The organism is Microbacterium helvum, assembly GCF_014779795.1.
Taxonomy (GTDB): Bacteria; Actinomycetota; Actinomycetes; order Actinomycetales; family Microbacteriaceae; genus Microbacterium; species Microbacterium helvum.
In genome coordinates this window covers 142,747-168,456 of record NZ_JACXZS010000010.1, presented here as the reverse complement: position 1 = coordinate 168,456, position 25,710 = coordinate 142,747, and the positions used below count along the sequence as shown (strand labels likewise).

The 25,710-nt window shown below is 71.5% G+C and carries 25 protein-coding genes; 5 read left to right on the top strand and 20 right to left on the bottom strand.

All coding sequences use genetic code 11. From position 1 onward, the window contains the following. The first annotated feature begins 126 nt into the window (after positions 1–126). The 3 genes from IF188_RS15345 to IF188_RS15335 all read left to right on the top strand — a co-directional run bounded on the left by IF188_RS15345 (position 127) and on the right by IF188_RS15335 (position 2,932). Positions 127–663, top strand: coding sequence for an alpha/beta hydrolase (locus IF188_RS15345; protein ID WP_191172668.1), 537 nt, complete (start codon positions 127–129; stop codon positions 661–663). 58 nt (positions 664–721) lie between these two features. Further along, the gene (dcd, locus tag IF188_RS15340) at positions 722–1,327 is read left to right on the top strand and encodes a dCTP deaminase (protein ID WP_191172667.1); all 606 of its coding nucleotides are present in this window, start codon (positions 722–724) and stop codon (positions 1,325–1,327) included. A 132-nt stretch (positions 1,328–1,459) separates the two neighbouring features. Next, a complete protein-coding gene (locus IF188_RS15335) occupies positions 1,460–2,932 on the top strand; it encodes a metallophosphoesterase (RefSeq protein ID WP_191172666.1) in 1,473 nt (490 codons plus the stop codon). An 85-nt stretch (positions 2,933–3,017) separates the two neighbouring features. On the opposite strand, the gene IF188_RS15330 is transcribed toward IF188_RS15335, so the two are convergent. After that, the gene (locus IF188_RS15330; RefSeq protein WP_191172665.1) at positions 3,018–3,875 is read right to left on the bottom strand and encodes a hypothetical protein; all 858 of its coding nucleotides are present in this window, start codon (positions 3,873–3,875) and stop codon (positions 3,018–3,020) included. Positions 3,876–3,907: 32 nt separating this feature from the next. Further along, positions 3,908–4,753: a hypothetical protein gene (locus IF188_RS15325; protein WP_191172664.1), complete on the bottom strand. Its 846-nt coding sequence runs from the start codon at positions 4,751–4,753 to the stop codon at positions 3,908–3,910. Between the two features lie 182 nt (positions 4,754–4,935). On the opposite strand from IF188_RS15325, the gene IF188_RS15320 reads away from it, so the two are divergent. After that, positions 4,936–5,586: a PadR family transcriptional regulator gene (locus IF188_RS15320; protein WP_191172663.1), complete on the top strand. Its 651-nt coding sequence runs from the start codon at positions 4,936–4,938 to the stop codon at positions 5,584–5,586. A gap of 551 nt (positions 5,587–6,137) precedes the next feature. Here IF188_RS15320 and IF188_RS15315 read toward each other — a convergent pair. The 13 genes from IF188_RS15315 to IF188_RS15255 all read right to left on the bottom strand — a co-directional run bounded on the left by IF188_RS15315 (position 6,138) and on the right by IF188_RS15255 (position 19,423). Further along, positions 6,138–7,091, bottom strand: coding sequence for an NAD(P)/FAD-dependent oxidoreductase (locus IF188_RS15315; RefSeq protein ID WP_191172662.1), 954 nt, complete (start codon positions 7,089–7,091; stop codon positions 6,138–6,140). Beyond that, positions 7,084–7,413, bottom strand: a complete 330-nt coding sequence (gene fdxA / locus IF188_RS15310) for a ferredoxin (protein ID WP_191172661.1) — start codon at positions 7,411–7,413, stop codon at positions 7,084–7,086. The genes IF188_RS15315 and fdxA overlap by 8 nt, the downstream gene beginning before the upstream one ends. Beyond that, on the bottom strand, positions 7,410–8,810 hold the full coding sequence (locus IF188_RS15305; protein ID WP_191172660.1) for an FAD-dependent oxidoreductase: 1,401 nt from the start codon (positions 8,808–8,810) through the stop codon (positions 7,410–7,412). Before IF188_RS15305 ends, fdxA begins: the two co-directional genes overlap by 4 nt. Beyond that, the gene (gene cobA / locus IF188_RS15300; RefSeq protein WP_191172659.1) at positions 8,807–9,613 is read right to left on the bottom strand and encodes a uroporphyrinogen-III C-methyltransferase; all 807 of its coding nucleotides are present in this window, start codon (positions 9,611–9,613) and stop codon (positions 8,807–8,809) included. The genes IF188_RS15305 and cobA overlap by 4 nt, the downstream gene beginning before the upstream one ends. A 110-nt stretch (positions 9,614–9,723) precedes the next feature. Continuing rightward, positions 9,724–10,698 carry an ABC transporter permease gene (locus tag IF188_RS15295; RefSeq protein ID WP_224751933.1) on the bottom strand — a complete coding sequence of 325 codons (975 nt, stop codon included), beginning with the start codon at positions 10,696–10,698 and terminating at the stop codon, positions 9,724–9,726. After that, positions 10,688–11,590 (bottom strand): ABC transporter ATP-binding protein, encoded by a 903-nt coding sequence (locus tag IF188_RS15290; RefSeq protein ID WP_224751932.1) that lies wholly within the window; start codon positions 11,588–11,590, stop codon positions 10,688–10,690. Before IF188_RS15290 ends, IF188_RS15295 begins: the two co-directional genes overlap by 11 nt. Before the next feature lie 3 nt (positions 11,591–11,593). Further along, positions 11,594–12,676 carry an aliphatic sulfonate ABC transporter substrate-binding protein gene (locus IF188_RS15285; protein WP_191172658.1) on the bottom strand — a complete coding sequence of 361 codons (1,083 nt, stop codon included), beginning with the start codon at positions 12,674–12,676 and terminating at the stop codon, positions 11,594–11,596. A 56-nt stretch (positions 12,677–12,732) separates the two neighbouring features. Next, positions 12,733–14,064 (bottom strand): sulfate adenylyltransferase subunit 1, encoded by a 1,332-nt coding sequence (locus IF188_RS15280; RefSeq protein WP_191172657.1) that lies wholly within the window; start codon positions 14,062–14,064, stop codon positions 12,733–12,735. After that, entirely contained in the window at positions 14,064–15,002 is a 939-nt protein-coding gene (cysD, locus tag IF188_RS15275; protein ID WP_191172656.1) for a sulfate adenylyltransferase subunit CysD, read from the bottom strand. Before cysD ends, IF188_RS15280 begins: the two co-directional genes overlap by 1 nt. Beyond that, the gene (locus tag IF188_RS15270; protein WP_191172655.1) at positions 14,999–15,742 is read right to left on the bottom strand and encodes a phosphoadenylyl-sulfate reductase; all 744 of its coding nucleotides are present in this window, start codon (positions 15,740–15,742) and stop codon (positions 14,999–15,001) included. The genes cysD and IF188_RS15270 overlap by 4 nt, the downstream gene beginning before the upstream one ends. After that, on the bottom strand, positions 15,739–17,469 hold the full coding sequence (locus tag IF188_RS15265) for a nitrite/sulfite reductase (RefSeq protein ID WP_396652812.1): 1,731 nt from the start codon (positions 17,467–17,469) through the stop codon (positions 15,739–15,741). The genes IF188_RS15270 and IF188_RS15265 overlap by 4 nt, the downstream gene beginning before the upstream one ends. A 158-nt stretch (positions 17,470–17,627) precedes the next feature. Continuing rightward, the gene (locus IF188_RS15260; protein ID WP_318152898.1) at positions 17,628–18,320 is read right to left on the bottom strand and encodes a sirohydrochlorin chelatase; all 693 of its coding nucleotides are present in this window, start codon (positions 18,318–18,320) and stop codon (positions 17,628–17,630) included. A 233-nt stretch (positions 18,321–18,553) separates the two neighbouring features. Beyond that, complete coding sequence (locus IF188_RS15255) at positions 18,554–19,423, bottom strand: MarR family winged helix-turn-helix transcriptional regulator (RefSeq protein WP_224751931.1); 870 nt, start codon at positions 19,421–19,423, stop codon at positions 18,554–18,556. A 117-nt stretch (positions 19,424–19,540) separates the two neighbouring features. Here IF188_RS15255 and IF188_RS20235 point away from each other — a divergent pair, with 117 nt between their 5' ends. Next, complete coding sequence (locus IF188_RS20235) at positions 19,541–20,191, top strand: MarR family winged helix-turn-helix transcriptional regulator (protein WP_224751930.1); 651 nt, start codon at positions 19,541–19,543, stop codon at positions 20,189–20,191. 12 nt (positions 20,192–20,203) lie between these two features. Here IF188_RS20235 and IF188_RS15245 read toward each other — a convergent pair whose 3' ends face one another. The 5 genes from IF188_RS15245 to IF188_RS15225 form a co-directional block, all read right to left on the bottom strand. Then, complete coding sequence (locus tag IF188_RS15245; protein WP_191172653.1) at positions 20,204–22,276, bottom strand: vWA domain-containing protein; 2,073 nt, start codon at positions 22,274–22,276, stop codon at positions 20,204–20,206. A gap of 122 nt (positions 22,277–22,398) precedes the next feature. After that, positions 22,399–22,956, bottom strand: a complete 558-nt coding sequence (locus IF188_RS15240; protein WP_191172652.1) for a hypothetical protein — start codon at positions 22,954–22,956, stop codon at positions 22,399–22,401. A gap of 133 nt (positions 22,957–23,089) precedes the next feature. After that, positions 23,090–24,547, bottom strand: a complete 1,458-nt coding sequence (locus IF188_RS15235; RefSeq protein ID WP_191172651.1) for an MFS transporter — start codon at positions 24,545–24,547, stop codon at positions 23,090–23,092. A gap of 93 nt (positions 24,548–24,640) precedes the next feature. Then, positions 24,641–24,919: an FtsX-like permease family protein gene (locus IF188_RS15230; RefSeq protein ID WP_318152897.1), complete on the bottom strand. Its 279-nt coding sequence runs from the start codon at positions 24,917–24,919 to the stop codon at positions 24,641–24,643. Then, positions 24,811–25,674, bottom strand: a complete 864-nt coding sequence (locus IF188_RS15225) for a hypothetical protein (protein ID WP_191172649.1) — start codon at positions 25,672–25,674, stop codon at positions 24,811–24,813. The genes IF188_RS15230 and IF188_RS15225 overlap by 109 nt, the downstream gene beginning before the upstream one ends. Positions 25,675–25,710 lie beyond the last annotated feature (36 nt).

Below are 25,710 nucleotides of genomic sequence, written 5' to 3'. Positions count from 1 at the left end.
TGCGCACCCATACTACCCAGGACTCGGCCGAGATCCGCTCAACCCGGGTGCCGTCGTCGGGCGATCCCCGGCTCGGGCCGGGCGCGATCTCCTGCGTGATCGGTGTGTCGTGGCTAGCATCGACGGGTGGCCAAGAACGCGATCATCTTCCATGGCACCGGTGGGAATCCTGACGTGGCGTGGTATCCCTGGCTCGATCGCAGGCTGACCGCGCGCGGCTATCGGGTCGCGAGACCGTACTATCCGGGGATCAACGTCGAGCCGATCGCCGACTTCTTGCCGATGGTGCTCGCCGCGCACGCCTTCGATGCCGAGACCGTGCTGGTCGGCCACTCCGCCGGTGCGGCTCTGCTGCTGGCGTTGCTGGAGCACCTCGACGCGCCTGTCTCGCAGGCGATTCTGGTGGCCGGGTACGCCACCCGCCCCAACGAGTCCGACGAGCCCGTCCTGCAGGCGAGCTACGACTGGGATCGCATCCGGTCGCGTGTCGACGACATCTGCTTCATCAACTCGGTCCACGATCCGTACGGCTGCGATGCCGCCCAGGGCCGGATGATGTTCGACCACCTCGGCGGCACGCAGATCGTCCGCGACGAGGGGCACTTCGGGGACTACGACCAGGTCTACGACAGTTTCGAACTGGTGGACCGACTGATCGCGTGACGGTCGGGGCGCGCGTCTCGGACGCCGGCACTTCCGTCCGCCCCGATAGGCTGGCCCCGTGCTGCTCAGTGACCGCGACATCCGGCTCGAGATCGACGCGGGGCGCATCGGGCTCGACCCGTGGGATCCCGCGATGGTGCAGCCGTCGAGTGTCGACGTGCGACTCGACCGCTACTTCCGGCTGTTCGACAACCACAAGTACCCGTTCATCGACCCGGCCGAGGACCAGCCCGAGCTGACGCGCCTGATCGAGGTCGACCCGGACGAGCCGTTCATCCTGCATCCCGGCGAGTTCGCGCTCGGCTCGACGTTCGAGCAGATCACGCTGCCCGACGACGTCGCCGCCCGCCTCGAGGGCAAGTCCTCGCTCGGGCGCCTGGGCCTGCTGACACACTCCACCGCCGGCTTCATCGACCCCGGCTTCACCGGGCACGTCACGCTCGAGCTGTCGAACGTCGCGACGCTGCCGATCAAGCTGTGGCCGGGCATGAAGATCGGCCAGGTCTGCTACTTCCGCCTCTCTTCGCCGGCCGAGAACCCGTACGGCTCGGGCCCCTACGGCAACCGGTATCAGGGTCAGCGCGGGCCGACGGCATCCCGTTCGTTCCAGAATTTCCACCGCACCGACGTGGGGATCCTGGATGCCGGCAGCCGAGGCAACTGAAAGCCCCGACGACCACCGACATACGCAGCGTCGCCACCGCGCCGCGGTCCGCGAGCGTCTCCCGGCCGACCTCCGATGGTCGCCTCGTGCTCGCATAGCGTTCACATAGCGCCTCCACAGTCGACGGTGGGCGTGCCTCCCCACTCACCTGCGCGCCCTCCTATCGAAGACGAGGAAGGACGCCACCCATGTGGTCGATCTGTCGACCACTTCACCGACACGCAGTACCTGTCGGAGGGGGCGACCGAGCAGGAGACGGAGGCCGAGCGCGCCATCTGGGAGAAGGCGTACGGCGACATCACCCGGTGGATCGCGTCGAACGCCGACGACCGCAGGATCGAGTACGTCGCGCACACCGGCGACATCATCGAGAACAACATCCGCACACCCGCCGACGACGCGATGATGCGCGAGGTGACCGGCGAGTTCGAGGTGTCGTCGCGTCAGCAGCAGATCCTGGATGCCGCCGGCGTGCCCAACCAGGTGATCGCGGGCAACCACGACAACCGGTCGGGCACCGAGGACGGCCCGGGCGCGCTGTACAACCAGTACTTCGGCCCGGACCGCTACGAGGCGCTCGACGAGCAGTGGGTGAACGCCGAGTACGGCGGGCCGTGGCGCGAGGGGGACAACCAGAACAACTACACGCTGTTCTCGGCGGGCGGCCTCGACTTCGTGTCCGTCGGGCTCTCGTACGGTGTCACACGGGAAGAAGCCGCCTGGGCCGACTCGATCTTCAAGCGGTACCCGGAGCGCAACGGCATCCTGCTGTCGCACGACTACCTCGCCGCCAGCGCGCAGCGCGACGGTCGCAATGCGCAGTATGCCGCGATCGACGGATCGATGCTGTTCAAGACGGTCGTCGAGGGCAACCCGAACGTGTTCCTGGTGCTCGCCGGGCACGTCCACGGCGTGGGCACGAACGTGAAGCCGGAAGTGGGCCAGGTCGCGCACGGGGTGGTCGAGCTGCTCGCCGACTATCAGAACTACACGGTCTCGGCCGGCGACCTCGGCCTCACCGACGTCGGCGGATACGCTCCGACCGACCAGCTGCGGTTCGGCGCGAGCTACCTGCGCCTGCTGCAGTTCGACGTGGACCGCAGCGAGATGATCGTCGACACGTACTCCCCGTTCCTCGACGACTTCGGCGCGGACGAGCACGATCCGGCGATGCGCTACGACCCGTCGTCCGACAACATGGTGCTGCCGGTCGACCTCACCTCGCGCACCACGGGATTCCGTACCGACTCGCTCGCGCTGTACGACCCGGTCGCCGTCATCGGCACGTCGACGGTCGGGTCGGGCGAGGTGGCGTCCGCGGAGTGGTCGGGACTGAAGCGGGGCACCGCGTACGCGTGGATCGTCGTCGCGCAGTCGGCGGGCGGCGGGCGGACGGCATCCGTTCCGAACGTCTTCGTCACGAGCGGAGCGAAGAAGGATGCGGTCACGCCAGACCTTGCGCCGTACCTGACCCCGACGCCCACGGCGCCGGCTCCCACGCCCTCGGCGCCGGCGCCGGAACGCAGCGCGTCGCCCATTCCGACTCCCACCGGCGTGTCGCCGGAGCCTTCACCGTCGGTCTCGCCGACGCGCACGGCGCCCTGATCGGGGCGGCTGAGCAGCGGACGCCACTCCGACCTCACGAGGGCCGGAGCGGCGTCCGCCGTCTCGGTGCGAGGCCGAAGGGCTGTTACGGCGTGTCCGACGGGACCGGCACGACGGCCGCCTTCGCGAAGACCTGCACCTGCTCGCCTTCGAGCACGAATTTCAGCGAGGTGCCCAGGCCGTACTCGTCGCGCAGTTCTTTCGGGGAGTTGGCGGTCACGGCCAGCGCCGCCGTCGCCGGGAAGGGCCCGGAGCCGCAGCTGGCTGAGCCGATCATGCTGGCATCGGGGGAGCTCGCCACGATGTACAGGCAGATCGCAGTGGGTTCGAGAGCGAAGCCCTGCGAGAAGCTGACGACCGACATCCCGTAGAACTCGTCGAACAGCACGCCGCCGGCCGGCTTGTCGCCCATGTTCGCCGGCCACGTGCCCTTCTCGTCGACGGCGAGCGTCGCCACTTTGCCCGAGGTCAGGGACTGCACCGAGAGGGTCAGGCCGACCCCGAGCAGCACCGCGGCGACGAGCGACAGCGCCCACAGCACCGGCGTCCGCCGGTACCACGGCGTCGCGCGCGGGCCGGGCTCGCCCGGCGCCGCTGCGGGAGGGATGCCGTCCTGCCGTGCCGTGTCCGCATCGCCCGTCTCGTGCACGTCGACCGCCTCATGCGCGTGAGTGGGGTCGGTGGCGGCGAGGTACGCGTCCAGCGGGTGAGCCGGAGCCTGCGCGTCGGTCGGGGCGGCGGCATCCACCTCCTCGTCGTCGGCGGGCGCGGACGGTTCCGGCTGCTCGGCGACGGGCTGCGACGGCTGGCGCTCCCGCGCCTCCAGCTGCTGCAGACGCGCCATCGCCTCGGGGTCGTCGTGGATGTCGGCCCCGGGGCCGTAGGCGCGGGCCCGCAGCAGGCGCAGCTCGTCGTCGTGCGAGGGATCGGTCGGCGTTGACATCGAACCCATCCTGCCTCACCGCGACGGCCGGATCACGGCGTGCTCTGCAGAGCGCCCGGTCCCTTCGCGTACACGTGGACCCGGTCGCCGTCCAGCACGAACTGCAGCGCCGTGCCGATGCCGAACGCCTCGCGCAGCTCGGCAGGAGAATGCGTGTCGATGACGAACGCCGCCGTCGCGGGGAAGGGCCCCGCCCCGCACGAGCCGCCGCCATAGGTGATGGTGCCCTCGATCGCGCTGAAGACCGTCAGGCACGGCACCGTGTCGAGCCCGTCCCCGAACGCGGGCTGGGGCTGCGACAGCACCGTCAGCCCGTGGAAGGCTTCGAACGTGAGCGCGCCCTCTGTCGGCGCGCCCCACGTCTCCGGCCAGTCCTCATCCGGGTCGACGTGCAGCACAGCGATGTGGCCCGAGTCGATCCCCTGCATCCAGAGCATCAGCCCCGCGCCGGCCACCAGTGCCGCGACCACCGACGCCGCCCACAGGAGCGGAATGCGCCGTCGCCACCACGGCCGTCGCGTCGCCGGCTCGGGATCCGGGATGCCGTCGGGCGGCGCCGGCGCGGCGGTCGAGGTGTTCGCGTCCGGTGCGTCGCCCGATGCCGGTGTGTCCGCTGTGTCCGGCGCGTCCGGCGTGTCCGGGGTCGGGATCGGTGCGACGGGCAGGGAGCCGGACGGGACGGCCGGGGCGGCGGCATCCATCGACTCCTCGGCGACCGGCGACGCGATCCGCTCGACGGACGCTGCGCGCCGCACGTCTTCGAGCTCGCGCAGCCGGGCGAGGGCGACCGGGTCGTCCTGGATGTCGGCGTCGGGCCCGTATGCGCGCGCACGGAGGGCGCGGAGCTCGTCCTGCGGAGGGTCGGTCGGCGTTGACATCGGATCCATCCTGCCCCAGCGAAGATCCATGAGCGGCGGGCGGCCCCAGACACGCCCGCCGCTGCGGCGATCCCGGGCCCCCACAGCCGGGCTCGCCGTTTTTACTGCAGTTTGCAGTATAGAGTCGAAACGGCGTTTCCGCGCTACTGTTTCTTGTCCGCCCCACGGAATGAGGACACGCTTTGCCCGACCGCGAACTCTCGACGACGGGATATCTGACGCTCGGACTGCTGGCGGCGCACGACTGGTCGGCATATCAGCTCGCCGAGCAGCTCGGCCGAGGCGTCGCCGAGCTCTGGCCGTCGGCCGACCGCGGACGGTATGCGGTGCTGGGCAGGCTCGCCGAACTGGGCTACGTCGACACCCGGCAGGAGCACACGGGCAAGCGCGCGCGGACCATCTACTCGATCACCCGGCCCGGGCGTGACGCGCTCGCCGCGTGGCTCAGCACGCCGGTGCGTCCGCCCAGCGTCGAGTTCGAAGGCATGGTGCGCGTGCTGCTCGCCGACCAGGGCTCGCTCGACGACCTGCGCGGGACGCTCCAGCAGACCCGAGAGAAGGCGCTGGCCAACCGCGACATGTTCGCGCGCTACGCGGCCTACATCAGCGCCACGGGCGGCACGTTCCCCGAGCGCCGTCACCTGTTCGCGCTGGCGAACACGTTCATGATCGGCCACTACGACCACATCCTGGCCTGGACGGACTGGGCCGAGCAGCAGATCGCCGGCTGGCCCGACACCGTCACCCCCGCCACCACGAACGAGGCGCAGGTGCGCGACATGCTGACGCCCGGCCGTCGCGTCTGGGAGCACGACCACCCCGACGACGCCTGACCGGTCCCGGGCGTCGGCGGCGGTCATTCGAGACCCCACCACGCACACGTCGCGGGCGTGGCCCGGTCCGGCGGGCGGGTTGCGGCGTTTCGTCTCGCTCCGCTCGCTCAACGACCAGCCTCCTGGTCGCCCCGCGGAGCGAGGAACGAGCGAAGTCGAAACGCGGCGAGCCGCTCCCGAGAACCCGATACGCGATTGTCGCGGAGGTGGCCGGGTCCGGCGGGCGGGTTGCGGCGTTTCGTCTCGCTCCGCTCGCTCAACGACCAGCCTCCTGGTCGTTGAGCGGAGCGAGGAACGAGCGAAGTCGAAACGCGGCGAGCCGCTCCCGAGAACCCGATACGCGATTGTCGCGGAGGTGGCCGGGTCCGACGGGCGGGTTTGCGGCGTTTCGTCTCGCTCCGCTCGCTCAACGACCAGCCTCCTGGTCGTTGAGCGGAGCGAGGAACGAGCGAAGTCGAAACGCGGCGAGCCGCTCCCGAGAACCCGATACGCGATTGTCGCGGGCGTGGCCCGGTCCGGCGGGCGCCTTCAACGACCGGGGCCCCGTGGGCTCAGTGGGCCGTGCGGACGCCGATCAGATCGTGCACGAGCACGGCCGCGGCGCGGGCGCCCTGGCCCGCGGCGACGATGAGCTGCTGGGGACCGGGGGAGGCGGCATCCCCCGCGGAATACAGACCCGCGACCGACGTGCGGCCCGAGCGGTCGGTCACGAGGTTGCCGAACTCGTCGCGCTCGAGGTCGATGCCGCCGAGGAAGTCGAGCGCGGGGTGCCACTGCGGGCGCACGAAGCCGCCCTCGATCTCGATGCGCGTGCCGTCGACGAGGCGGACGGCCGACACATCGCCGCGGTCGCCCTCCAGGTCGTCGATGCGGCGCCGCTCGACGACGATCCCGGACGCCGCGAGCTCGGCCTCTTCGACGGTGTCGACCGCGTCCGACCCGTTCGTGAACACGGTCAGGCGGTCGGTCCACCGCGCGATCAGGCGCGCGCGGGCGGCGAGGTCGGGAGTCTCGCCGATGAGCGCGAGCGGTCGGTCCTGCAGCTCCCACGCGTCGCACGCCGCGCAGCTGAAGACCGTCATGCCGTAGAAGGCGCGCAGGCTCGGGATGTCGGGCAGCGTCTCGCGCAGTCCGGTCGCCACGAGCACCGAGCGCGCCGAGACGGCGGGAGGGATGCCGGCGGCCCGGCCGCTGAGCGCCGCGATGAACCGGCGGCCGTCGCCGCAATCCCGCTCCTGCAGCGCCGTCACGACGGCGCGGTCGAGGATGCGGACGTTCGGGTACGCGGACAGCTCGGCCCGCGCGAGCTTGCGCAGCTCGAGCGGGGGCACACCGTCGCGCGTGAGGAAGCCGTGCGAACGCAGCGTCGCGGCGTTGCGGGGGCGCCCGGCGTCGACGAGGACCACCGAGGCGCGGGCGCGGCCGAGGTTGAGGGCGGCCGACAGCCCTGCCGGGCCGCCGCCCACGATGACGACGTCGACCTCGGTCGTGGACGCGTCAGTCATGGCCGTCTCCTTGCGGGGGGAGCGCAGCGATCACGGGGTGGTCCTTGGGGATGACCCCGGTCTTGGCGGCGCCGCCGGGCGAGCCGATGTCGTCGAAGAACTCGACGTTGGCCTTGTAGTAGTCCTGCCACTCCTCGGGCAGGTCGTCCTCGTAGTAGATCGCCTCGACGGGGCACACCGGTTCGCAGGCGCCGCAGTCGACGCACTCGTCGGGGTGGATGTACAGCGACCGGTCGCCCTCGTAGATGCAGTCCACCGGACATTCGTCGATGCAGGCGCGGTCCTTCACATCGACGCACGGCAGCGCGATGACGTAGGTCACGGGACGAGAGCTCCGCGCGAGATCTGCACCTGCTCGTCTCGCGGCACGACCTTGACGCGCTCGCGGGTGTGCTCGTGGTTCGCGCCCAGCTCGCGCTCGTGCGCGTCGAGGGCGAGCCAGCCGTCCCACGTCGTGAAGGCGACCTCGCGCTCGTCGAGCAGCGCCAGCACGTCGCCGTCCACGGTCGGCGCCGACAGGCGTCCGGCCTCGACGTCGGCAACGAGGTGCGCGATCGTCTCCATCGCGTCCGACTTGGTGTGGCCGATCAGGCCCACGGGGCCGCGCTTGATCCAGCCGGTCGCGTAGAGCCCGGCGATCGTCGGGGCGTCGTCGTCGCCCGTGGCCGCGGCATCCTTCACCCGTCCTTCGACGTTCGAGACGACGCCCGCGCGCACGTCGAACGGCGCGTCGATGACCGGGGTGCCGTAGTAGCCGACGGCGCGGTAGACCTGCTGCACCGCGAACTCGCGGAACTCGCCGGTGCCCTGCACGCGGCCGTCGCCGATGGGCTCGTTCCGTTCGAAGCGGATGCCGCTCACCCCGGTCTCGGGCGAGCCGAGCACCTCGACGGGCGAGTGGTAGAAGTGCAGGTGCAGTCGACGTGAGGCTCCCGTCGACTCGCGGGTGCGCCAGCTGTTCAGGATGCGCAGCATGACCTTGAGCTGGTTGTTCGTCGCGCTCGCAGGATCGGCGTCGACGAAGTCCTCGTCGTGCACGACGATGTCGACGTCCGGCACCTCTCCGAGCTCGCGCAGCTCGATCGGCGTGAACTTGATGTCGCCGGGCCCGCGGCGGCCGAACACGTGCACGTCGGTGACGGCGGAGCCCTCGAGACCTGCGAGCACGTTGTCGGCGATCTCGGTGGGGCGCAGGTCCACGGCGTGCTTGGCGAGCACACGGGCTACGTCGAGCGCCACGTTGCCGTTGCCGATGACCGCGACCTCGCGCTGGTCGAGCGGCCACTCGGTGGGCACGTCGGGGTGGCCGTCGTACCAGGCCACGAAGTCCGCCGCGCCGAACGAGCGGGGAAGGTCGATGCCCGGGATGTCGAGCGCGGCATCGCGGATCGCGCCGGTCGCGAGGATCACGGCGTCGTAGCGCTCCTGCAGCTCGTCGATCGAGATGTCGCGGCCGACCTCGACGTTGCCGATGAAGCGGGTGGTGCCGGCATCCAGCATCTCGTGCAGCGAGTTCACGATGCCCTTGATGCGGGGGTGGTCGGGCGCGACGCCGTAGCGGATCAGCCCGTACGGTGCCGGAAGGGACTCGAACAAGTCGATGGCGACCGAACCGCCGGCCTCGGCGACGGCGTTCGTGAGGATGTTGCCCGCGTAGATGCCGGCGGGACCGGCGCCGACGATCGCGACGCGGAGGTTCTGGAGGGTCGACGAGGTCACGAGAGAGGGGCCTTCCGGATCAGGGGATCGAAGTCTTCGAGTTCGAGGGTCGCGAGTTCGGCCGGCGCGTAGGGGCTCAGCCGCACGACGTCGCCCACGACCACGACGGCGGGGGAGCGCACACCGCGTGCGGCGGCCTGGTGCGCGATGGTCGAGAGCGTGCCGATCGTGACGCGCTGGCGCTCGCCGTAGCCGTCTTCGACGATGGCGACCGGGCAGTCCGCGCCGCGCGCGCCGCGGGCGAGCGTGATGGCGGAGTTCGCCAGCGTGCCGACGCCCATCAGCAGGACGACGGTGTGGTCGCGGCCGCCGCCGAGCGCCTCGATCTGGTCGTGGGCGGTGGCGACGGTGAAGGCCGTCGCCACGCCGCGGTGGGTGAGCGGGATGCCGGCGACCGCGGGAACCGAGACGGCACTGGTGATTCCGGGCACGACCTCGACGGCGACGCCTGCGGCGTGGCAGGCGAAGAGCTCTTCGCCGCCCCTGCCGAACACGTACGGGTCGCCGCCCTTCAGGCGCACGACCGTCTTGCCGTCGTGGGCGAGCTGGATGAGGAGCGCGTTGATGGCGTCCTGCGGCACGGCGTGGTGGCCGGGACGCTTGCCGACGTCGACGACTTCGGCGCGCAGGTCCACGCCGTCGGCGGCGAGGCCGTCGAGCACGGCGCGGGCGCCGAGGCGGTCAGCGACGATCACGTCCGCGGACTCCAGGGCGCGCAGCCCCTTGAGCGTCAGCAGCCCGGCGTCGCCGGGGCCGGCGCCGACTAGCCAGACCTTGCCGGTCGCAGCGGACGAGGCATCCACCGATCCGGAATTCGGTGATTCGCTCTGTTTCCGGATGCCGGCGGCCGAAGACTCCGGAAAGCGCGCGGAACTCGGATATTCGGATCGGCGGGAGGGGGCGGTCGGGTCGGTCATCGCGCGCCTCCCGTGACGAGGAGTCCCCGGCGCTTCAGCATCCGGCGCTCGAGCGGGCCGAAGAAGACCAGCTCGATGAGGATGCCGATCGCGAGGATCAGGATGATGGTGGCCAGCACGCCGGCCAGGTCCGCGAGCTCGCGCGACTGGTCCAGCAGCGAGCCCAGGCCGAAGCCGATCCTGCCGCCGGTCGCGATGATCTCGGCGGCCATGAGCGACCGCCACGAGAACGCCCAGCCCTGCTTGAGCCCGGCGAGGTAGCCGGGGAGTGCGGCGGGAAGGATCACGGCGGTCGCGAGCTGCCAGCGCGAGGCCCCGAGCACCGTGCCGACGCGGCGCAGCTGGGGCGGCACCTGGTCGATGCCGGCGATGAGTCCGTTGACGATCGACGGGATCGCGCCCATGAGGATGACGAAGTACACGGTGGCGTCCGAAAGCCCGAACCACAGGATGGCAGCGGGCACCCACGCCACCGAGGGCAGCACCTGCAGGCCCGAGATGATCGGGCCGACGGCACGCCGGATCGGGCGGACCTCGGCGAGCAGCAGACCGATGGGCGTGCCCACGACGATCGCGATCAGGAACCCGATGATGCCGCGCTCGAGGCTCGTCGCGACGGCCAGCTGCAGGCGCCCGGACTCCCACGCATCCCCCAGTGCCGCCACGACGGCCGCGGGCGAGGGAGCGAGGTCGGGGCGCGGGTGCGCGATCACGATGTACAGCTGCCACGCGACGATGAGCAGGATCACGAAGACGATCGGCGGCAGCACGCTCGACGCGAAGCGGCGCCAGCGGCCGGGGCCGGCGTCGGCGTCGGTCTGCAGCTTGTCGAGGCCGGACGCGAGGCTGCGGAGGTCGGTCTCTTCGGTCGTCGAGCGGGCGACGCGCGACGAGACGTCGTCCGTCGGCTCAGGGCGTTTCGTCTCGTCGCTGCGCTCCTCGCTCAACGACCGGGTCAGTTCACGCGGCATTGCGGCGGATCTCCTTGCGCAGCTGGTCGGTGATCTCGACCGACAGGGCGGCGACCTCGGGCGACTCGATGCGCCGGCCGGTCGTCTTGGCGATCTGCCACTGCTGGACGATGCGTCCGGGGCGGCTGCCCATGAGCACGACGCGCTGCCCCAGGCGGGCGGCCTCGCGCACATTGTGGGTGACGAACACGATGGTGCGACCGGTCGCGCGCCACACGCGCTCCAGCTCCTCGTGCAGCAGATCACGGGTGATGGCATCGAGCGCGGCGAACGGCTCGTCCATCAGCAGCACCGGGCGGTCCTGCGCGAGCGCGCGCGCCAGCGCGACGCGTTGGCGCATGCCGCCCGAGAGCTCGTGCGGACGCTTGTCGGCGGCATCCGCCAGGTTCACGGCATCCAGCAGCGACAGCGCCTTCTCGCCGCGCTCGGAACGCGGGACGCCACGCAGCCGCAGCGCCAGCTCGACGTTGCGGCGCGCCGTGAGCCACGGCATGAGCGCCGACTCCTGGAACATGACGGCCGACCCGGCCGCGGGCGTCTCGATGCGCCCTGCCGTGGGCTTGTCGAGCCCGGCGATGAGGTTCAGCAGCGTCGACTTGCCGCATCCCGAGGCGCCCAGCAGGCACACGAATTCGCCGGGGGCGATGTCGAGCGACACGTCGTCGAGAACGACGGGGCCGTTGCCGAACCGCTTGGACACGCCCTCGATGCGGACGGCGGGAGCGGATGCCGGAGCCGCCGCCGCGACCGGCGCGACGCCGTCGAAGCTCGGGCCGAGCAGGTTCACGGGCGTGTCGCCCGGTGCAGGCGCGCCGGCCTCCGGGGCCGCAGAAGCGGACCCGGAGGCGGAAGCCGTGGCGGAAGCTGCCCGTGGGCTCGGCGCGGTGCTCATGCGTCAGTCCTCGCCCAGCCCGGCGGCCGAGACGGTGTCTTCGCCCTCCGCCTTGAGCTGCTCGTTGAGCAGGCGCAGGTCGAAGAGGCCGTCGATCGAGCCCTCCTTCTGCGTGCCCGCGTCCACGCCGTTCTGCACCAGCGTCTCGAAGGTGTCGGCGACCGGGTCCACCGAGAAGGTCACGTGCTCCAGGGCACGCTCGATCACGGCGTCGTCGAGCGGCTTGCCGGTCTCCTTCTCGATGGCGCCGTTGATCACGCCGGGGGCCTCGTCGGGGTTGTCGGCGATCCAGGTGACTGCCGCCTCGTGGCCCTTCAGCAGCTCGGCCACCACGTCGGGGTGCTCGTCGAGGAACTGCTTGCGCACGAGCAGCACGGTCGTCGGGAAGGCGCCGTCATCCCACAGATCGGCCTCGTCCTGCAGCACGTGCGCGCCGGCGTCGACGATCAGCCGCGAGACCCAGGGCTCGGGCAGCCAGGCGCCGTCGAGCTGGCCCTGCTGGAAGAGCGTCAGCGTCTGCGCGTTCTCGGTGGGGGTGACGTGCACGTCGCCGCCGCCCGAGGTGTCGGTCTTGTAGCCCTCGTCGCCGAGCCACTTGCGCAGCGCCACATCCTGCGTGTTGCCGAGCTGCGGCGAGGCGAGCGTGGTGCCCTTGAGGTCGTCGGAAGAGTCGATGCCGTCGCGCACGACGAGCGCCGCGCCGCCGATCGCCGCGCCCGCCACGATCCGCGCGGACTCGCCGCCGGACTGGATGAACGTGTTGATCGACGGGTTGGGTCCGATGTACGTCGCGTCGATCGCGCCGGCCGACAGCGCCTCGATCGCGGCGGGGCCGGCGTTGAAGACCTGCGTCGTGATGGTCACGTCGTCGCCGAGCGCGTCGGCGAACAGCCCCTCTTCGAGGCCCACGAGCGCCGGGGCATGCGTGACGTTGGCGAAGTAGCCGAGGCGGATCTCGCTGACCGACGGACCGTCGGACGTGGCCGCGGGCTTCTCGTCCGCGGTCGCGGAGGCGCAGCCGGCCATCATGGCCGCTACGAGTCCCAGGGTTGTGAGTGCTGTCGTGGTGCGGATGATCTTGTTCACGGTGTCGCCTCCTTAGGTCGGGTGGTGCTCAATGGGTGTGGGATGCGCGCGACCGGTCAGTCGCGCACGATGCCGGCGGCGAGCGTCGCGCCGTCGGACGGATGGATCACGAGGAAAGAGCCCCCGTGGCGGCTGGCGCGGTACGGCTCCAGCGGCAGGTCGGCCGCCAGGCGCAGCCGCACCCGGCCGATGTCGTTGGTCTGCAGGGTCTGCGCGGGCTCGTGCGTGAGCGCGTCGAGGTCGTAGCGCGACTCGATCTGCGCGACGATCGCCTGGACCGTCGCGGTGCCGTGCTTGACGAGGACGCGGATGCCGGGGGTGAGCGCCCGCGCGTCGAGCTGGAACAGCTCGGCGTCGACCTCGCGCTGCGCGGCGGGGAGCGTGCCCGCCGCGACGACGAGCGCGCCGCGCGCGGCGTCGATGTCGGCGTCGAACTCCAGCGACACGGACTGCGGCGCAGTGGCCGCGGCGACCTCGACGCCCGCCGAGCGGATGCCGCTCACCGTCGCCGCCGTGCCCGCCGGGAAGATCTCGACCCGGTCGCCGACGCGCACGACGCCGCTGGAGATGCGGCCGGCGACGGCACGGTAGTCGCGAAGACGCTCCGCCTCGTCCGGGGTCACGTCGGGTGCGAGGCCGCCCTGCGGACGCAGCACCAGCTGCACCGGCAGGCGCAGCGGCTCGAGCTCCTGCTCGATCTCGTCGGTCGCCGGCAGGGTCTCGAGCAGCTCGAGCAGCGCCGGACCGTCGTACCAGGGCGTGCGCTCGGAGCGCTCGACGATGTTGTCGCCCTCCAGCGCCGACACGGGCAGCACATGCAGTCCGTCGATGCCCAGCTCGGTCGCGACGGCTTCTGCCTGCGCCGCGACGTCGGCGAAGGCCTCGGCCGAGAACCCGATGAGGTCGATCTTGTTGACCGCGACGATGACGTGCGGCACGCGCAGCAGCGCCACGACCGCGAGGTGCCGCTTGGTCTGCTCGAGCACGCCCTTGCGGCCGTCGACGAGCACGACGACGGCGTCGGCCGTCGTCGCGCCGGTGACCATGTTGCGCGTGTACTGCACGTGTCCCGGGCAGTCGGCGAGGATGAACGACCGCGCCCCGGTCGAGAAGTAGCGGTACGCGACGTCGATCGTGATGCCCTGCTCGCGTTCGGCGCGCAGGCCGTCGGTCAGCAGCGCGAAGTCGAACGCGCCGTGGGCGAAGCCGCGGTCGGCCGAGGTGCGGGCGACCTGCTCGAGCTGATCGGCGAGGATCGCCTTCGAGTCGTGCAGCAGACGGCCGACGAGCGTCGACTTGCCGTCGTCGACCGATCCCGCCGTCGCGAAGCGGAAGAGCGTGGGGGTCGCGGTCAGCGTGTCGGCCGGAGCCAGGGTGGTCGCGGTCATCAGAAGTACCCGTCCTTCTTGCGGTCCTCCATGGCCGCCTCGCTGAGGCGGTCGTCGGCGCGGGTTGCGCCGCGCTCGGTGAGGGTGGAGACGGCGACCTCGGCGACGATCGCGGCCAGGTCGGCGGCATCCGATTCCACCGCTCCCGTGCAGCTCATGTCGCCGACCGTGCGGTAGCGCACGGTACGCAGCTGGACGGTCTCGTCCTCGCGCGGCGGCGAGAACGGGCCGACCGGGCGCCACATCCCGTCGCGCTCGTAGACCTCGCGCTCATGGGCGAAGTACAGGGGCGGCAGCGCGATGCCCTCGCGCTCGATGTAGCGCCACACGTCCAGCTCGGTCCAGTTCGAGATCGGGAACGCGCGCACGTGCTGACCCGGGGTGTGGCGGCCGTTGTACAGGCTCCACAGCTCGGGGCGCTGGTTGCGCGGATCCCACTGGCCGAACTCGTCGCGCAGCGAGATGATGCGCTCCTTGGCACGGGCCTTGTCCTCGTCGCGACGGGCGCCGCCGAACACGGCGTCGTGGCGACCTGCGGCGATGGCGTCGAGCAGCGGCACGGTCTGCAGCGGGTTGCGGGTGCCGTCGGCGCGCTCCTGCAGGCGGCCGTCGTCGATGTAGTCCTGCACGCGGGCGACCTCGAGGCGGATGCCGAGGCGCTCGACGGTCTCGTCGCGGAAGGCCAGCACCTCGGGGAAGTTGTGGCCGGTGTCGACGTGCAGCACCGGGAAGGGGACCCGGCCCGGAGCGAACGCCTTGGTCGCGAGGTGCAGCACCACGACGGAGTCCTTGCCGCCCGAGAACAGCAGCACGGGCCGCTCGAACTCGGCGACGACCTCGCGGATGACGTGGATCGCCTCGGCCTCGAGCAGGTCGAGCGTCGACAGCCCTTCGACAAGCTCAGGGACCGTCGCGGGGGCGGTGGTCGAGAGAGTCATACGTGCAGCCCGCATTCCGTCTTCGAGGATCCGGCCCAGCGACCGGATCGGGGGTCTTCACCGGGGGCGACCGGCTTGGTGCACGGCTCGCAGCCGATCGAGGGGTAGCCGAACCCGACGAGCAGGTTGACGGGCGCCTTGTGCGCGGCGGCGTACTCCAGCACGTCGTCGAAGCTCCACGCGGCGACCGGGTTGACCTTGACCAGTCCGTTGCGCTCGTCCCAGGTCACCAGCGGCGTGTTCGTGCGGGTGGGCGCCTCGTCGCGGCGCACGCCGGTGAACCACACCTCGTAACCGCCGAGCGCGTCCTGCAGCGGCGCCACCTTGCGGCGTGCGCAGCACAGGCCCGGATCGCGCTCGAACAGCTTCGCGCCGAACTCGGCGTCCTGCTCGGCGACGGTCTGATCGGGCGTGATGTCGACGATCCGGACGTCGAGAGCCCGCTGCACCTCGTCGCGCGTCGCGTACGTCTCGGTGAAGTGGTACCCGGTGTCGAGGAACAGCACGTCGACGCCCGGCAGCTGCTCGGCCACGACGTGCGGCAGCGCGGCGTCGGCCATCGAGCAGGCGACGGCCGCGGCATCCACCGAGAAGTTCCGTGCGACCCACGCGACGACCTCGGCGGCCGACGCCTCGTGGTCGGTCAGGCTGCCGAGCTCGAGGTTGCCCTGCTCGGCGAGGGCCTTGAGCTCTTCGGGCGTGCGCTTGGTCGTGATGCGGGGCGCGAGGCTGACGGTCACTGCAGCGCCTCCTCTTCGGCACGGTGGGCCCACTGGGCGAAGGTCTCATCCGCCGCCGTGTCCCGGTCCGCGAGGAAGCGGGTGACGACGCGCTCGACGTAGTCCGCGATGCCGTCGGCGGCCACCTTCAGGCCGCGGACGGTGCGGCCGAGGCCGGGCTCGTCGCGGTCCTGCGAGGCGAGACCGCCGCCCAGGTGCACCTGGTAGCCGGGGACCTGCTCGCCGTCGATCGTGACGAGCTGGCCCTTGAGGCCGATGTCGGCGGTCTGGATGCGCGCGCACGAGTTGGGGCAGCCGTTGACGTGGAGCGAGATCGGATGCGGCAGCTCGAAGCCCTTGAGGCGCTCTTCGAGATCGAGCACCGCGGCCGTCGCGTTGACCTTGGTCTCGACGATCGCGAGCTTGCAGAACTCGATGCCGGTGCACGCGATGGTGCCGCGGCGGATGAGGCTCGGGCGGGCCTGCAGGCCCAGCTCGTCGAGCTCGGCGATGAGGGGCTCCACGTGCTCTTCGGGCACGTCGAGGATGACGATCTTCTGGTGCGGCGTGGTGCGCAGGCGCGCGGAGCCGTGCGCCTCGGCGATGTCGGCGAGCTTCGTCAGCGTCTCGCCGCTCACCCGGCCGACGATCGGGGTGACGCCCACGTAGAAGCGGCCGTCCTTCTGCTTGTGCACGCCGACGTGGTCGCCGGGCGTCGCGGGCTTCCGCGCGGCGGGGCCGTCCGCGAGCTCGTACCCGAGGTACTCGTCCTGCAGCACCTGGCGGAACTTCTCGGTGCCCCACTCGGCCAGCAGGAACTTCAGGCGCGCCTTGTTGCGCAGCCGCCGGTAGCCGTAGTCCCGGAAGATCTGGGTCACGCCGTGCCAGGCATCCACCACCTGGTCCGGACGGACGAACGCTCCCAGGCGCTCGCCGAGGCGCGGGGTGGTCGACAGCGCGCCGCCGACCCACAGGTCGTATCCGACACCCAGCTCGGGGTGCTCGACGGCGACGAAGGCGACGTCGTTGATCTCGTGCACGACGTCCTGGCTGGGGTGACCGGTGATGGCGGTCTTGAACTTGCGCGGCAGGTTCGAGAGCGTCGGGTCGCCGATGAAGCGCCGCGAGATCGCCTCGATCTGCGGCGTCGGGTCGATGAGCTCGTCGGCCGAGATGCCGGCGACGGGGGAGCCCAGGATGACGCGCGGCACGTCGCCGCACGCCTCGGTGGTGCGCAGGCCCACGGCCTCGAGGCGGCGCCAGATCTCGGGCACGTCCTCGACGCGGATCCAGTGCAGCTGGATGTTCTGCCGGTCGGTGATGTCGGCGGTGCCGCGTGCGAAGTCGGTCGAGATGCCGCCGATGACGCGAAGCTGCTCGGTGGTCAGCTGTCCGCCGTCGATGCGGACGCGGAACATGAAGTACTCGTCCTCGAGCTCTTCGGGCGTGAGAGTGGCGGTGCGTCCGCCGTCGATGCCGGGCTTGCGCTGCGTGTACAGTCCCCACACGCGGAAGCGGCCGTGCAGGTCGGTCGGGTCGATGCTCTGGAAGCCGCCGACGGAGTAGATGTTCTCGATGCGCTCGCGCACGCTCAGGCCGTCGTCGACCTGCTTCCACTCCTCGTTGCCGTTGAGGGGGGTCTTGCCGTCGATCTTCCACTGCCCGTTGGGCTTGGACGACGGCCGCGGCGGCCGCACGGCGGCGCGCGGGCGCTCCGCGCTGTGCGGTTCGGTCTCGCTGATGGTCACGGTGCCTCCGGGCTGGAACCCGGGGCGCCCCGGGCGGACTCTACCGAGCCCATTCCGTGAGGCTAGAAGCGGTCCGCCCGTCGACCTACCTGGACGTCAAGCGGCGTTAACCGACGTAATCGGGCGTCACACAGTTGCAGTGCGCCGCCTTTGTGGACTCAGTCCGACAAACCGGCGGCACCCTTGTAGCGATCCACGACAAGGTCGACGAGGGATGCCGGCGGCTCATCGCTCCCGAGCAGCGGGGGTGCGACGGGGGCCGAGCCGGACAGCGTCACGGCGAGGTCGTGGAAGTACCCGGGCGCCAGCAGATAGTCCGCGACGACCACGCGGTCGCCGCCCGCGGTCACCGCGACATCGAGCCGCGGGTCGGCCGCGGCGAGGAATCCGACGGCGACCTCTCGGCCGAGCCGTTCGCCCAGCATCCGGGCGGTGACGCGGCAGTCCTCGTTCGCGCGGTCGTCGCTCGAACCGGCGACGGCCAGCACGAGCGCGTCCTCGGGGGCGGGGGCGAGGGGCGTCAGTCGCGCGATGAGGGCGTCGACGAGCCGGTCGTCGGGTCCCAACGCCGGGGCGATCGTGACGTCGCCGCGCCCCGCGGACTGGTTGATGAGGTCCACCCGCACGTGATAGCCGGCCGAGAGCAGCAAGGGAACGATCACGACGGGCGTGCCCTGCGGGATCGCGTCGAGGGATGCCGCCACATCCGGCTGCTGGACGTCCACGTGCCCGAGCCGCACGAGCGTATAAGGCAGGCGGGCGGCGACGGCGTCCACGAGAGAGGCCACGGCGGCCTGCCCGGCGGGCGAGGACGTGCCGTGCGAGATCGCGAGCAGCGCGGGTCGGGTCACGCCCCCATCATGCCCGGCGCATGTGTCGCGCGCGTGACGCCGGGTGCGGCATCCACTCATCCGTCCCACGATGCTCCGCAGTCACATTCCGTGGCTCGCGGGAGTCTCGGCCGGAAGAAGTGACTGCGGAGCAGTCGGCCGGAACGGCTCCGCAGTCACTTTTCGCGAATCCTGCCGGGCCCGCACCCGCGGAAGGTGACTGCAGAGCAGCGACGGCGGACGGATGCCGGGGCTCAGGCGTCGCGCGACTCGCGACCCCGGGCGAAGCCGGCGTCGAAGCCGCGCTCGTACGCCTCCTGCGCACGACGACCGCCGCCGTGGTGACCGTGGTCGCCGCGGTGATGCGGGTGGTCGTGGTGACCATGCCCCGCGTGCGGGTGGTCGTGGCCCTCGTCGTCGGCTCGGTCGTGGCTGTGGCTGTGGCCGTGGCCGTGGCCGCGGCCGCGGAGCGGCTCGTCGTCGCGATCGGCGGGCCGCCCGGGGCGACCCGGACCGAAGCCGCGGTGCCGGTTCGGGCCGAAGCCGTAGCGCAGCGCGGGGTCGAAGCCCGCGCCGAACTTCTGGCCGACGCCGGGGGCGAAGTCCGGGCCGAAGCCCGGCGCGCCGAACGGCGGGCGTCCGAAGCCGGGGCCGCCGAAGCCGGGTCGTCCGAAGCCGCGCTCGGCGGCCGTGGTCTCGTCCCAGCCCAGTTCGCGGGCGATCGCCTCGAGCGAGGCGGTGAGCTGCGTGTAGGAGTCGTCGCCGATCGCGTCGGCCACGCGAGAGCGGATGCTGTCGACGATCGTGCCGATGCGCTCCTTCTCGGCGCGGCCGAGGTCGGTGAGCGTCCAGGTGCCGTCGCCCTGCTGGGTGACCCAGCCGCGGTCTTCGACCGACCGCAGGCGCTTGCCCTTGCGGGCGAGGCGCTCGGCGAGGCCGGGGGCATCGACGTCGCCCGACAGCACGTTCAGCAGCATCCAGTCGCGGCGAGAGACGCCTTCGGCGTCCAGCGCCTCGGCGAACGCCCGCGTGATGAGCCCGTCGACGGTGCGCAGCCAGTAGCCGAGCGGACGCTCGGCGCGGGGGATGTCGGTGCTCTCTTCGTTCTGATTCATGTCGTCCATGAGAAGTCCTTTCGGTGGCGGCCGGCGGGTCCGGCCGCGAATTGCATGTCGTAGTGCATGTACATGCAGTGTGACATGCACTTTGGATCCATGTCAAGTCGCATGTAAATTGGACGCATGCCGTCCGCACCCGACGATCCCTCCGACGCCATCGCCGCAGCCCTCGCCCGGCTGCGCGGACGACGCATGCCTCGGCCACCGTGGGGCGAGGGGCCCGGGCCGCGCGGCGCCGGCCCGCACGCACACGGGCACGGCGGTCCGCACAGCACCCATGGCGGCGGCCCCCACGGCGACCACCGCGGGCGCGAGTTCGACGCCGAGGGTGCCGACGCCTTCCCCGGGCGTGGTCCCTGGGGCCGCGGAATCCCGGGCGGCCATGGCATGCCCGGCGGGCACGGCGGCCCGCCGTGGGCCGGCGGCGGACGCTTCGGCGGCCCTGCACGCATGCGGCTGCTCGAGGCGGTGGCCGCGGCATCCCATCCCCTCTCAGTGGGCGAGATCGCCGAGGCCGTCGGAGTGGATCAGCCCCGCGCGTCGCGGCTCGTGCAGCAGTCCGTCGAACTGGGGCTCGTGCGGCGTGAGGCCGACCCCGACGATGCCCGCCGCACGCGGGTCGCGCTGACGGATGCCGGCACGCGGCTGGTGCGAGGGTTCCGGGGTGAGCGGCGCGACGCGATCGACGCCGCGCTCGCCGCCTTCACCGATGCCGAGCGCACCGAGCTCGCCCGCCTGCTGACGAAGCTCGCCGACTCCTGGCCCGGCGTCTGACCGCTGCCCGCGTCAGAAGCTCGTGACGAGGTCGCCGAGCACGGCCTCCAGCTTCGACGGGTCGGTCGCGTCGTAGTAGTGCGCACCCGTCGCGCTCGAGATCGACTGCAGCGTCGGCACATCGGCGTCGGCGCCGTACGCCAGTGTGAAGACCAGCACCGGCGTCGAGTGGTGCATATCCTTCAGATCGGCGATCATCTGGTCGGCGCCGATGGTCGGAGCGTTCGGTGTGTCGTTCTTGCCGTCGCTGAGCAGCACGATGGCGTTGATGTGGTCGCTCGACCACGACGCCGCCTGCTGCTTCGCGAACTCGTCGACCGCCTGGTACAGCGGTGTGTCGCCCATCGAGGTGATGCCGCCCAGGGCGCCGAGGAACCCGTCGCGCGATGTGCCGATGTCGCTCACAGGTGCCACCAGCCCTGGGACCATCGCACCGTCCGGCGCCTGGGCGAACCCGGCGAGCCCGACGTCGTCGCCGGTCGTGAAGTGGCCGAGGGCCGCTTCGATCGCCTTGCGCGCCTGAGTCAGCTTGGTGTCGGCCGGCGAGATCGGCTCGTCCATCGATCCCGACACGTCGAGCAGGAAGAGCACGTTCGCGCGCTTGCGGACCTCGGGGAACGACGCCTGGACGGCGGTCACGACATCGGCGGCGGGGAACGCGAGCGCCGTGGTCAGGTCGTCGCTGAGCTGCCCGACCTTCTGCACACTCTCGTCGAGCGCGCGGTTGAGGTCGCGGTAGCCGCTGGAGCGCACCACGGACTGACCCTGCGCGGTGAGCGCGTAGCGGATGAAGTCGGCCGCAGCCTCGGATTCGACGGGGTCGATCCACGCACCCTTCAGGCGCATCGCCGGGTTGTCGGCGGCGTAGTAGCCGTCGGACGGGTAGATGGGGATCAGCTGCTCGGTGGGCGGGTCCGCCTGGGTGCGGGTGATGCCGTCGCGGCTGGTGATGCCGCGGTTGTAGTCCCACACCGACTTCTCGTCCACGATCACCGCCGAGAGGAAGTCGGCGGACGAACCGGACGCCTCGGCCTGCCGCGCGTGCCACAGGAAGTGCTCGGGCGTGGCCATGTAGTGGCTCGTCGAGGTCTCGTTCTCGTGCACGGTGGCCTGCACGGCGGGATCCTGGACCTCGGTCGCGGTCAGCTCGTCGAGGGATCCGGCGGCCGTGCCGTACGAGGCGAACATGGCGGCCTCACCCGAGGTCGCGACCAGCGGGCTCGTCTTGCCGAGCTTGAACGCGCCCCACTCGGGGTGGCCGAGGCCGCTCCACAGGTCGGCGTCGCCGGCGGATTCGAACACCTCGGACCAGCTGGGCGCCTCGGACGACCAGCCGATGGCCTGGGCGAGAGGCTTCGGCATCGCGAGCACGATGTTCGAGACGGCGACGCTGGTGCCGTCGTTGCCGAGCGACGTCGCCCCCTCGGACTGGGCGACGTCGACCCACGTCGACGAGTCCGGCAGCCACACGGTGGGCTTCTGGTCGTCGGGCGAATTGGGGAAGCCGGCTGCCACGACGGCGGCGGCGGCGCCGGACTTCTCTTTGCTCGAGGTGACCGTCACGCAGGAGCCGGCCACGTTGCGCGGCTGTGCGTTGTAGGCGTTGGCCAGGTTCTCGACCATCTCGGCGTTCTCGTACGAGGCGAGCACGCGGACGGTGACGCACGGTTCGGCGCCGGCGGTGGCGGCCGGCTCGTCCTGCGCGAAGGTGATGGGCTTGACGACCGCCGGCGCGGCCCGCGGCGGATCGGCCGATGCGGGAGTGGATCCGGCGAGGTTCGAGACGATCGCGTACGACACGGTGCCGATCGACCCGACGAGTACGACGATGCCGGCGACGGTGGTCCACAGCACGATCTGCTTGCGGCGCTTGCGGCGCCGTTCGCGCCGCTCGTCCATGGCGGTGGGCCGGGCGGGCTTCGACGCCGACGCGACCGAGGCCGCCGACGCGACCGCCGAGGCAGCCGGCGCCGCGGGCGCCGATCCACCGGTCGAAGGGGTCGGCAACGCTGCCGTCGGGGGCGGGGAGGACTGGCCGCGGCGAGGTCCGGGCGCGTCCTCGTCGCCGCGCGTGCGATCGCGCATGAAGGCTTCCTCGAGGTCGGTCAGGCCGTGAGGCCGATCGGGGGGTTACCGGCCGGGTTGTCCGGTAAAGCCACAGCCTAACGAGGAACGTGCCGGGAGGCGAGTGAGAGCAAGCTGGGAGATCACCCGGAGGCGGTGTTCAGCATCCCGATCAGCACCGCGGTCCACCAGCCGACCTGCGACACGACGGCACTCCACACGCACCACACGCGCAGTCGCGCGGGCAGCATCGAGAACCGCACCCGGGCGGGCAGCCGGGCCAGCTCGTCGGTCAGCCGCGTCATCGCGACGCCGTTCATGGCGGCCACGAGCACCGCGGCCATCTTGAGGTCGGTGAGCGGATTGGTGAGGTCGGGCTGCAGGAACGCGCCCGAGAACAGCAGCCCCGCGATGCCCAGCCACGCCAGCGTGCTGACGGTGCGCTCGACGCGGCGCAGGTCTTCGAGCTGCGTGCGTCGCAGCATCCACAGCAGTCCGCTCATCTCCAGCAGCACCGCCGAGCCGAGGCCGACGATCACCGATGCGAGGTGCACGAACAGCGCGGGCCGGTGCACCCAGTCGTGTGGGACGATCTGCGCGCCGACCCACAGCGACAGCGCGAGCGACAGCAGGACCGCCCAGTACCCGAGTGCGCGCCGATGACGCGCCGCGCGGCGGTTCTCGGTGAGCGTGACGGACACGGTGCCTTTCGGGGGTGGGCTCGGCGCAGGGAAACGCGCGACCGCCCCCAATCGCATCGGTGAAGAATCCCCGAGAAGGAGATTATCGGATGCCGCAGCCCCTGCGGCCTCGTCGGCCGCGGTTCTGCGGGCCTCAGACCTCGGCGACGGCGCGCGGCGGCGCCTTCACGAAGACCAGCAGCACGAAGCCGACGGCCAGGACGAGGGCGATCGCGAGGATGCCGTACAGCGTCTGGTTGCCCGCAGCGGCGATGAACACGCCCCACAGCAGCGCCGCCATCCAGCTCGCCGCCCGACCGGTCGTGGCGTACAGACCGAAGATCTCGCCTTCGCGCCCGGCCGGGGTCACGCGCGCGAGGAACGACCGTGACGCGGCCTGCGCCGGTCCGACGAGGGCTGCCAGCACGATTCCTGCGACCCAGAACAACGCGCGTCCGGCGCCCGCGCCGATGAAGACGGCCAGGCAGCACGCGACGATGCCGCCGATCGCCGAGAGGATGACGGGCTTGGGTCCGAAGCGGTCGTCGAGGCGTCCCGCGAAGATCGTCGAGACGCCGGCGACGAGGTTCAGCACGATGCCGAAGATCACGAGGTCGGTGAACCCGAAGCCGAACACGCGCGCGGCGATCACCGAGCCGAACGTGAACACGGCCGCGAGACCGTCGCGGTACACCGCCGAGGCGAGCAGGAACCAGAAGGTCGGCCGGCTCTCGCGCCACAGGCGGATGACCGAGCGCACCAGTTCGACGTAGCCCTCGAAGAAGTTGACCTTCTTGGTGTCGGCGCTCGGCGGCGGCTCGGGGACGCTGCGAAAGATCGGGATCGAGAACAGGATCGTCCACACCGTCGCGCCCGCGGCGATGAACTGGAAGGTCGAGCCCTGCGTGCCGTCGAGCACGCCGCCGAGGATGAGGCCGACGACGATCGCGAGCGCCACGATGCCGCCCAGGTACCCGAAGCCCCAGCCGAGCCCCGACACGCGTCCGACGGTCTTCTGCGTCGACACCGAGACGAGCAGCGCGTTGTAGTTCGCGCCGGCGATCTCGCCCACGACGCTGCCGAATGCGATCATCGCCACACCGAACCAGAACAGGTCGGCGCTGCCGCCGACGAACGCCATGCCGAGCTGGCACAGGATCAGCAGGCCGGTGAAGATGCCGAGCATCAGCTTGCGATGCCCGGTCGCGTCGGCGCGCTGGCCGAGCACGGGCGCGAGCAGGGCGATCAGGATGCCGGCGGCCATGATGCCCCAGCCGAGGTTCGCGTCCAGCGCGCCGAGCGCGTGGCAGTACGCGGTGACCGCGTTCGCACTGGTGTCGCAGTCGATCTTCTCGCCGTCGACGATGCCCGACGCGGCGACGGCCGGGTCGAGGAAGAACGGCGACACCAAGAAGCTCGGCACCCACACGAACGTCAGCAGCACCGTGTTGAACGGCTGCGTCGCCCAGTCCCACAGCGCCCACGCGAACACGCGGCGACGCGGCACGGGTGCGTCCGACAGTGCTCCGGTGTTCAGCGCCGCGGTCGACAGCACGGGTTCGGACGGCCGGGTGGCAGCCGGGTTCTCGGAGTCCGGCGCGGGAGAGCTCATGTCGCTCAAGGTAGGGCCCTTCGGTGAACGGCGGGTGCCGCCGCAGCGCGCCACCTCGGCGTGGCGCGTGGCCAGGCTAGCGGAGGGGGTGAGTCAGGGCGTCCGCAGCACGCGCACGGGATCACTGTAGGCTGCGGCCAGGGCAGGCGGAATGGATGCTGCCAGCGCAGCGATCACGGCGAGCACCCCTATGGCGGCGACGAACAGCGGTGGCACGGCGGTGCCGAGCAATGCCAGCGCCACGGTCCCGGCGAGCACGCCGATCAGCCCGCCGGCGAGCGCGGCGACGCCGGTGCGAACGACGATGAACGCGACCAGTGCGTGGCGAGACATGCCGAGGGCGCGGCGCCGGCCCAGGTCGTTGCGCCGCACCAGTGTGTCGGCGAACGTGACGAGCGCGACGAGCACAGCCCCCCGCCGAGGATCAGCAGCAGCAGCGAGTGCCCGAGTCCACCGAGATCTCGGGACAACGCGCCCTGAAGTGCGGCTAGCGCGTCCGGAGCTGCGACGGCGAGGTCGCCCGGCCCCGAGGGCGCGATGACCTCGCGCACCAGGTCGGCGGCGGCAGGCACGTCGGCGGCGGTGCGAGCGATCACGTACAGCTGCGGCGTGGTGGTTGTCGCTGCCGCGGGGGCGAGGACGCCGGCATCCAGTTCGTCGAACGCAGTCCGGGCGCGGAAGGTACCGACGATACCCCATTGCCGATCGCCCGCTTCGAGGGCGCCGACCGCGGCGTCGAGGCCGACGGCATGGGCCTGATGGGTGGAGATGATCGCCTCGCCCGGCCCCGGCATGCGCCCCGAGACCAGTTCGACGGCGGAGCCGAGGTCGCCCCGCGCTTCCCAGAGGGGGACACGGGTCCCTCCCCCGCCCTGTGCCGCCGGGCGCGCGTCGACCGGCAGCGACAGGGCGACCGTACGCTCGACGACTGACGAGGCGTCGATGATCGCGACGGTGGCGGGGTGGATCAGACCGGCACCGGAGGTGTCCTGTGCCGAGATCAGCCGGGCGCCCGAGGACTCGAGGCGGGCGAGCAACTGTGCTTCCGCCGCAGTGGTACGGCCCACGGTCAGCAGTGTGGCCAGGCACGCGACCGCCACGAGCAGGGCGATGGTCATCGTGGGCACGCGGCGACGCGAGGCGGCACTGCACGCCTCGCGGAT

Excerpts from the sequence above, each read along its gene's own strand:
- IF188_RS15295 (WP_224751933.1), bottom strand. The coding sequence starts at position 10,698 with ATGCCGCGTGAACTGACCCGGTCGTTGAGCGAGGAGCGCAGCGACGAG.
- IF188_RS20235 (WP_224751930.1), top strand. The coding sequence starts at position 19,541 with ATGCCGTCCGCACCCGACGATCCCTCCGACGCCATCGCCGCAGCCCTC.
- cysD (WP_191172656.1), bottom strand. The coding sequence starts at position 15,002 with ATGACTCTCTCGACCACCGCCCCCGCGACGGTCCCTGAGCTTGTCGAA.
- IF188_RS15325 (WP_191172664.1), bottom strand. The coding sequence starts at position 4,753 with ATGTCAACGCCGACCGACCCTCCGCAGGACGAGCTCCGCGCCCTCCGT.
- IF188_RS15315 (WP_191172662.1), bottom strand. The coding sequence starts at position 7,091 with ATGACTGACGCGTCCACGACCGAGGTCGACGTCGTCATCGTGGGCGGC.
- IF188_RS15235 (WP_191172651.1), bottom strand. The coding sequence starts at position 24,547 with ATGAGCTCTCCCGCGCCGGACTCCGAGAACCCGGCTGCCACCCGGCCG.
- IF188_RS15280 (WP_191172657.1), bottom strand. The coding sequence starts at position 14,064 with ATGACCGCGACCACCCTGGCTCCGGCCGACACGCTGACCGCGACCCCC.
- IF188_RS15255 (WP_224751931.1), bottom strand. The coding sequence starts at position 19,423 with ATGGACGACATGAATCAGAACGAAGAGAGCACCGACATCCCCCGCGCC.
- IF188_RS15290 (WP_224751932.1), bottom strand. The coding sequence starts at position 11,590 with ATGAGCACCGCGCCGAGCCCACGGGCAGCTTCCGCCACGGCTTCCGCC.
- IF188_RS15245 (WP_191172653.1), bottom strand. The coding sequence starts at position 22,276 with ATGCGCGATCGCACGCGCGGCGACGAGGACGCGCCCGGACCTCGCCGC.
- IF188_RS15330 (WP_191172665.1), bottom strand. The coding sequence starts at position 3,875 with ATGTCAACGCCGACCGATCCCTCGCACGACGACGAGCTGCGCCTGCTG.